Source organism: Desulfocurvus vexinensis DSM 17965 (genome assembly GCF_000519125.1).
GTDB classification, from domain to species: Bacteria; Desulfobacterota; Desulfovibrionia; order Desulfovibrionales; family Desulfovibrionaceae; genus Desulfocurvus; species Desulfocurvus vexinensis.
Map to the genome: position 1 here is coordinate 1 of NZ_JAEX01000044.1, position 7198 is coordinate 7198.

Sequence of the window (7198 nt, forward strand, 5' to 3'; positions counted from 1 at the left end):
CCTGCCGATAGATCACAACTTCGTCAGACATTTTGCCTCCTACTGCACCACCACGAGAGAGTTGTACGGCTGGTCAAACCACGTCCCATCGCTGTCATCGCCACCCCAGGCCCCGGAAAACACGCCAGCGGAGACGCTGACGACCTTGGTCATTACGCGGTTGGCGGAGGAGGCATCCGATCGACACGCCTGGACCGCCGCATAGTTTGCGTCAGGCATCGCAGTCTGGAAGGTGATGTCAAATTTCCCCGCCGCCGTGCGCGTCACGGACGACACGTTGTAGCTCCCCAGGACCGTAACGACGCCCCCCGATGCATCGAACGCCACCCACGCGCGCACCCGCTGCCCGGCGGCCAGCGCCGCCGCCAGCCCCGCCGGGGTCACGGCCCGGCTGGTGTCCGTGCCTGCCTGGGCCTCGGCGGTGGTGGCCAGTTCGACCAGGCCCGGGGCGGTGGCCGTGGCCAGCCCCAGGCCGACGACCTGCGCGGCGGTCACCTCGTGGGGATTGTCCCTGCGCCCGGCGTGGGCGTCCGCGACGCCCCCGGCAGCGGCGGCCAGCGCCCGCAGGTCCGCATGGGTATCCGGCGCGACGTTGTGCGCGGCCACGCGGGCCGCCACATGCTCGCGCGAGGCAAGGACCACCGTGGGGTCGATCTTGAGGGTCACCGTCGCCGTGTTGGTCAGCACCAGGGGCAGCTTGAGGGCCAGCTCGCTGCCCGAGCCTTCGGCCAGCAGCGGCTTGTAGCTCTCCGGCGTGCTGGCCACGGCCACCAGGGTGCCGTCGGCGTCCAGCACGCCCGCCTCGCGGACGTACCACCCGCCCACCCCGGCGGGCAGGACCACCTCGGCCCACATCAGGGCCGGGTTCTCGGCGTCCTGCTCCAGGGTGTTGATGGGCGCGCGGTGGACCTCGTTGACCAGCGCGGTCATGCCCTCCGTGGGCGACACGGGGGCGCCCCCGCCGTCGCCCAGGGCGATATGCGTCAACTGCACCGTGGTGCCCCCGGCCAGGGCGGCGGCGATGAGCCCGTGCCCGGCGCGGGTGACGAGGCCGAAGTAGTTAGTCATGCTCTCCTCCAGAAGGCTGGACGGTGATCTGGTGATAGGCGGCCAGGGCCGCCCCGGTGCGCGCCCCGGCGGCAGGGGCCGCCACCTCGCCCGGCTGCCAGGGCAGCACGCGCAGCACCGCCCCGCCCAGGGCCGCCGTGCCCGTGCGCAACACCCCGCGCACCGTGCTCACGGCGCGCAGCCCGGCGAGGTGCGAGCGCACGTTGCGGGCGGCCTCGGCGGTGGCCCGGAGCTGGGCGTAGAGCCCGTCGGAGATGCCCCGGTCGTCCACCTCCACTTCGAGGCGGAAGGTGTACGGCGCGCCCTTGGGCTCCTCCTCGAACCATTCACGCACGCGCACCGTGTAGCCCAGGGCGCCCACGGCCCGCTCCAGGGCCCCGCGCGTGCCCTTGATGCGGTGTACCGCCACGCAGCGGCGGATCACCTCGCGGCGCTGGGCCTCGGTCCACTCCGGTTCCCACTGGTCCACGCTCATGGCCCAGGCCAGCCAGGGCAGCAGCGCCGCCGGGCAGGCGTCCGGGTTCCACAGCGTGGCCACGGGCACGGGCACCCCGGACAGCCGGGCCAGGGCCTCGGCCAGGGCGCGCTCCTGGGCCGTGGCGCTTGCGGGCAGCAGGTCAGCCACCGGCCACGCCTCCCAGGGTCAGCGTCACGGCGGAGCACCACGGCGCCTCGCCCGGGCCCACGGCCACGGTGGCCCCGGGGCTGGCCAGCTCCACGCGCTGCACGCCCTCGCGGTGCAGGGCCGCGTACAGCGCGGAGAGCGGCATGTCGCGCCCCAGGCGGTGCCCGGCGTCGGCCACGGCCAGCACGGCCTCGCGCGCCGCGTCCAGGACCACGGCGGGGTCCGGCCCCGCGTAGGTGTAGACCGTGGCCTCCACGACATAGGGCACCACCGTGGCCGCAGCCACGGTCACCTGGTCCGTGAGCGGGCGCACGTCGGCGCCGCCGAGCACGGCGGCCACGGCGTCCAGCAGCCCGGGCGCGGGCGTGCCGTCACCGGCCATGCCCAGCACGGTCACCAGCACCTCGCCCGGAGCCGGAGACGCCACGGCCACGCTCTTGACCCCGGGCACGGACAGGGCATGGAAGATGTACGCCCCCGAGGGCCCGGCGGTGGACAGGCCCTCCAGGGACAGGGGCACCCGGCGGCGCAGGCTCTCGTCGTCCTCCCAGGTCGCGGCCACGGGGGGCGAGGCCCCGGGGTCGCCGGGGTCCAGCAGGTTGCGCGCCACGCCCAGCAGCGCGGCCAGGTTGTCCAGGTCCGCGCCCTGGGCGTAGGCCAGCATGCAGGCCCGGGCCGCGTCGTTCACGCGCTGGCGCAGCAGCACCTCGCGGTAGGCCGCCACCTCCAGCACCTTCACGGCAGGGTCGGACTCCAGCAGCGCGTCGAACTCCGGCCAGCGGGCGGCCACGTCGGCCATGAGCGCCGTCAGCACGGTCTCGAAATCCAGGGCTTCCACCACCCGGGGCGCGGGCAGCCGCGCGAGGTCGATGGCCGAGTAGCCGCCGCTCATACGACGATGCCCTCCAGGGTCACGGAAGAGCCATCCGGAAGGTATTCGCCCTCCAAATCCAGAACCAGGTGCCCGGCATTGGCCTCGGCCACGCCGACTCGCGACAGCTTGAAACGGGGCTCCCATTGATCCAGGGCCACGGCGGTCTCGGAGTAGATCTCCACCATCAGGTCCGGTGTCATTGGGGCGTCGATAAGATCGGGCAAGTTGGATCCGTAATTGCGGCGCATGACCCGGGAACCGATGGGCGTAGACAGAATGTCGCACACGGACTGCGCCAGATGGTCGCGACCGGACAGGGCAGTACCCGCATTGGCACTCATGCCGCGCACTACTTCTTCCCCTTGGGCTTGGCGACCTCACCCTGAGCCTTGTGGCCAAGTAGCCCGGCCAGCAGGAAATAGCGGGCCTCCCGTTCGGTCAACCGGGCAGTGTCGCCCTTCTGGCGCCATGCTCCACTGATGAACCCGGGCCGGAGCACTTCGTATTCAATCTGCTTGTGCATCGGTATCCTCCGTTTAAACGCCGTTATTCCGGTTGTTGCGTCGTATGTCCCGTCTCGGGATGCACGTGGGAGACGAGTGAAATGCCGCTGCCCACCACATCGGCATCGGAGGTCACGTCGCGTACCACATGCAGCGCGCCATTGAGCACGGCGTTGCCGCCATTGGCTCCGCCGCCCTGGATCACCGGACCGTCCAAGATGATACTGCCCGACAGCAGGATCTGCGGTGCGGTGATGTCCACTCGCTCCCCCGCGTCGGCAGAAACTTTCCGCCCTGCCTGCACGGTGGCATCGCGCGAAACCTCCAGCGCCGCATCGCCGGGGACCAGAGCGTGCAGCCGGTGCGCCTCACAGTCGTATTCGATGACTGCGCCGTCGGGGTAGACGTCGCGTCGGATGTTGGGATTGTCCGCCGGAGCCGCCGCTGCTGACTGGCCCAGGGCGGGCAGCACCACGCCCTGGGCCGGATCTCCCGAAGGGGACAGGAGCACGACCTGTTCCCCGACGCGCGGCGCCCACCAACTGCGGTCGGACATGGCCCGCTGCGTCAGCCACGGCCTCCAGCCGGTGAGCAGATCGCCGCTGCGCACGCGCACCAGGGCCGCCGTGTAGTCGGCCTCGGCCACGGTGCCGATGCGAATGAGGTTGTGCAGCAGCCGCTCCAACTCCGTGACCCTGTACTCAAGGTCGAGGTTACGCATCGCCATCCTCCCCGGTCACCAGGTCGTAGTCCGGCTCATGGTCCGCGCCGATCTCCGGCGAGAACCCGGCGTACAGCTCGGAGGGCATGGTGCCTTCGGCCCACAGGTCCGACCCCAGGCGCAGAGTCTGGCGCCAGGTCACTTCCCAGAGCTGGACGCGGCTTCCAGCTTTGCCGGAGTCGTAGAGGTTGCGGGCGGTGACGGCCTGGGCGCCGTGCGCGGCGTCGTGCCCGAAGGTCTGTCCGGGCAGCCAGACGCACAGCGCCTCCACCAAGTTGTTGGCAGCCTCCTCGCGCGGCAGACCCTTAGTGTCTCCGGTGACCACGGCCAAGCTGAACCGGCAGGCGATGTCCTTCAGGCCGCCCGAGACCTCGGTGACGCCGGATATCTCCCACAGAGCCACGCGCAGAGCGGGCGCGGCCTGGGACATGGCGCCCAGCTCGTCCAGGGTGAAGCGACCCCGGTGCGGCTTGGAGGACCGCACACCGGGGAACTGGGTTGCCAGGGCGGCAGCCGCCGTGGCCAGGAATTCGTTAAAGTTCATCGCGCCTCCAGGGCGGCGGTCATGAAGTCCTGGACGATGGCCAGGGTCGCCGCCTCGTCGTCGTCGTCGAAGCCGAGATAGGGCCTGGCCGGGATCTCCACCCGCCGGGCGAACACCATGCCGCCGCCTGCCTGGAAGACGAGGAAGCGACTGGTCTTGGGGACGATCTCCCCGCCCTCCTGGTGGATCAGGGCGTAGGGGAGGTTCGATCCCCACTCGACCCCGGCCCTGCCGGGATCGTGGGTGATGGAGTCGCTCAGGTGCCGGTCGCGGACGAGCGTCTGCCCGCCGGTCTCCCGCGCGCGCCGCGACGGGATCCAGCGGTTGCCGTCCGGGTCCACGCCCAGCTCGAAGCGCCGCGACGTGGAGGTCACCAGGCTCATGCCCACCTCGTCCATCAAGGGCGTGAGATCCTGGACCACGTCCAGCAGCCGCGCCAGGCTCCGCTTGGGCAGCATGTCCTCCAGGGCCAGCTCGAAGCTCGCGCCGCTCATCAGAAGCCCTCCAGCCCCCCGGGCCAGGGAGACGGGGGATTGTCGTACAGGATGTCCCCGCCCCCCTGACTGGGAGCCGCTTCGAGGTCGAGCTTCTGATCGCCGCGCGCCAGGCCGCGCAGCAGCTCGCGGGCCTGCTTGGCCCGCTTCTGGATGAGGTCGCCGTCCTCCGCCGCGTTCCTGGGGATCAGGCCCAGGGCCAGGTCGACGCAGGCTCGGACCAGCACCCCCGGCACGGTGGCCAGGGGCAGCCGGTAGCGCCCGCGCAGGGAGAGGTCCATCTCCTCGCTGGCGTCGGCCAGCGCCTGGGCCACGATCTCGGCGTCGTACGTCTCGCCGTCCTGGTCGGGAGCGAGGCTGTACAGGAGATCGTCGCCGTAGCGGTCTATGATGTCCTGGGCGGCGGCGTAAGGCATGGCGCTAATCCTTCTTCTTGTTGGTCTTGGCCGGGGCCTTGTCCGCGTCGGGCTCGGCTTCCTGGACGGCCTTCAGCGCCAGCAACGGCGCGGCCTGTTTGTCGGTCAGGGGAACCTCGGCCCCAGGCTGGTAGTTCTTGCCGTCGTGCTTGACGGTCACGTTGGCGATATAGGGCATGTTGCCTCCTAGATGGCGTTCTGGATGAGGAAGCCCGCCTGGGGCGCGGTCACCAGCTCGCGCACGGACTCACCGGCGCGCACGCGCTGGCCGCCGCGCAGGCCGATCTTCGAGTCGGGCTGGCTCCCGGCCACGGGCTTGCCGTAGGGCACGGTCAGGCCCCAGGTGATGCCGCGCTTGCTGGTGGCCATCTTGTCCCGGTAGTGCAGGGACACGTGCGCGCCCCAGGTGCGGACGAAGGTCGGATCCTGGCCCCGGCGGGCGTTGTTCACGAAGGACGTGCCCACGTGGATGGCCTCCAGCTCCAGGATGTCGGCGAGCTGCTTGCGGTTGATGGTCCCGGAGCCGTCGCCGTTGGGGTAGATGGCCTTGATGACCTTGGGGTGGGTGCGCAGGGTGGTCCACACGGACTGGCCCAGGTTCATGATGTTGGGCCGGACGATGGGGGTGTCCAGGGCATCCAGCAGGATCTTCACGGGGTCGCTGGCCGCGTCGGAGAACTTGTCCGTGCCGGACAGGGCCTGGATGTTGGAGGCCGCATAGTTGGCGGCGTTCTGGGCCACGGCGGCCACGCGGACCTCGCGGTCCAGGTGCAGCAGGTTCATGATGAACTCCACCGACTCGCCCTGGACGTTCAGGCCCTGGGCGCGGCCCTGGTCGATGTCGTCCTGGGGGATCGGATCGTCCAGGCCGAAGTCCTCGACGCTGGAGGTCAGCTCCTCGGCGGACCAACCGACCTCGTTGGGGCTGCCCTTGCGACCGACGCGGGTGTCCGGGACGGTGAACGCCTCGGGCAGGTTGAAGACGTTGTACTTGAACTCCTTGGTCGCCACGGGAGTGCGCTGCCTGGGCATGACCTCGTCCGCGATCAGGGCCGAGGCCGGGTTGCGGTAGGCGATGGCGATGGCGGTCAGCTCCGGGCTGATGGGGAAGGGTGCCTGTTTCATGAGCTTGTCTCCTTGGGGTTAGGGCAGGACGCCCGGGGCGAACAGGAAGGGCACGATGTCATCCTCCGCGCCCGAGACCTCGGCGAAGCCGATGATGCGCGAGCCGCTGACCGTGGCCTTGATGGCGCGGCCCTCGGTGTCGGAGGTCAAGGGATCGCCCCGCACCACGTCGCCGCCCAGGCGAATCTCGGGCAACCCGCCCTTGCACACATCCACAGGGTCGCCGACGGCATCGGCGCCCAACTCCTGAGTCACGCCGCACAAGGCGTCGGTTGCGACGGTCGCCAGGGCCACCGCGCCGTCCTGGGCGCCGTGAGCCACGAGGACGTAGGGGGGAATCACGCTCCCCGCGAGCTTGGTCTTGTAGATGCCAGGGTTACTCACGGTCCTTGCCCTCCTTGACGGCCTGCACGGCCTCGGTGGTGGTGATGATCAGGCCGTCGCGGCGGCAGCCTTCCTGGAAAGCCACGGCGCGCATGGCCATATCGGCGGGGGTCAAGCCATGCGGCGACCTGCCGTCCTCGGCACTCAGCTCCCCGAAGTCCACCGCCTTGGGCAAGCGGCCCAGGAAGTCGAAGAAGAACCGGCGCGGGGTCAGCTTCTGTTCGGCTTCGCCGAAACTGACGGCGTCGGCCTCGTTGTCCGGCAGGCTGGCCGCGAACTCCGCCAGGCCGCTGGCCGTGGCGGGGGTCAGCAGGCCGCTGGCCACGGCCTTGTCGATGATTTCGGTGGCCTCCTGGCGCGCCTGTCTCTCGGCAAAAGCCGCCTCGCGGGCCTCCAGATCCGCCACCCGCTTGGCCAGGGCCGCATCGCCGGGTTCGGCGGGGG

13 protein-coding genes are annotated in these 7198 nt (G+C 70.5%); all 13 read right to left on the bottom strand.

Annotated elements, in window-relative coordinates; translation table 11 throughout:
- Window positions 1–39 precede the first annotated feature (39 nt).
- Window positions 40–1068: a phage tail protein gene (locus G495_RS20600; RefSeq protein WP_051445408.1), complete on the bottom strand. Its 1029-nt coding sequence runs from the start codon at window positions 1066–1068 to the stop codon at window positions 40–42.
- On the bottom strand, window positions 1061–1693 hold the full coding sequence (locus tag G495_RS19415) for a phage tail protein I (RefSeq protein WP_051445409.1): 633 nt from the start codon (window positions 1691–1693) through the stop codon (window positions 1061–1063). The genes G495_RS20600 and G495_RS19415 overlap by 8 nt, the downstream gene beginning before the upstream one ends.
- Window positions 1686–2585: a baseplate assembly protein gene (locus G495_RS0114300; protein ID WP_028588341.1), complete on the bottom strand. Its 900-nt coding sequence runs from the start codon at window positions 2583–2585 to the stop codon at window positions 1686–1688. Before G495_RS0114300 ends, G495_RS19415 begins: the two co-directional genes overlap by 8 nt.
- Entirely contained in the window at window positions 2582–2908 is a 327-nt protein-coding gene (locus tag G495_RS0114305; protein WP_156939724.1) for a GPW/gp25 family protein, read from the bottom strand. The genes G495_RS0114300 and G495_RS0114305 overlap by 4 nt, the downstream gene beginning before the upstream one ends.
- Before the next feature lie 8 nt (window positions 2909–2916).
- On the bottom strand, window positions 2917–3090 hold the full coding sequence (locus G495_RS21855; protein ID WP_156939722.1) for a hypothetical protein: 174 nt from the start codon (window positions 3088–3090) through the stop codon (window positions 2917–2919).
- Window positions 3091–3113: 23 nt separating this feature from the next.
- Window positions 3114–3791 (bottom strand): phage baseplate assembly protein V, encoded by a 678-nt coding sequence (locus G495_RS20605; protein ID WP_051445410.1) that lies wholly within the window; start codon window positions 3789–3791, stop codon window positions 3114–3116.
- Window positions 3784–4335 (bottom strand): hypothetical protein, encoded by a 552-nt coding sequence (locus G495_RS19425; protein ID WP_051445411.1) that lies wholly within the window; start codon window positions 4333–4335, stop codon window positions 3784–3786. The genes G495_RS20605 and G495_RS19425 overlap by 8 nt, the downstream gene beginning before the upstream one ends.
- Entirely contained in the window at window positions 4332–4829 is a 498-nt protein-coding gene (locus G495_RS19430; protein ID WP_051445412.1) for a phage virion morphogenesis protein, read from the bottom strand. The genes G495_RS19425 and G495_RS19430 overlap by 4 nt, the downstream gene beginning before the upstream one ends.
- Complete coding sequence (locus G495_RS20610) at window positions 4829–5245, bottom strand: gp436 family protein (RefSeq protein ID WP_051445413.1); 417 nt, start codon at window positions 5243–5245, stop codon at window positions 4829–4831. Before G495_RS20610 ends, G495_RS19430 begins: the two co-directional genes overlap by 1 nt.
- Before the next feature lie 4 nt (window positions 5246–5249).
- Entirely contained in the window at window positions 5250–5423 is a 174-nt protein-coding gene (locus tag G495_RS21860) for a DUF7210 family protein (protein WP_156939723.1), read from the bottom strand.
- An 8-nt stretch (window positions 5424–5431) separates the two neighbouring features.
- Window positions 5432–6370 carry a hypothetical protein gene (locus G495_RS0114345; protein ID WP_028588343.1) on the bottom strand — a complete coding sequence of 313 codons (939 nt, stop codon included), beginning with the start codon at window positions 6368–6370 and terminating at the stop codon, window positions 5432–5434.
- An 18-nt stretch (window positions 6371–6388) separates the two neighbouring features.
- Window positions 6389–6754 (bottom strand): DUF2190 family protein, encoded by a 366-nt coding sequence (locus G495_RS0114350; RefSeq protein ID WP_028588344.1) that lies wholly within the window; start codon window positions 6752–6754, stop codon window positions 6389–6391.
- Window positions 6747–7198 (bottom strand): hypothetical protein (locus G495_RS22085; protein WP_028588345.1); only part of this gene is annotated, 452 nt, incomplete at its 5' end. The genes G495_RS22085 and G495_RS0114350, both read right to left, overlap by 8 nt.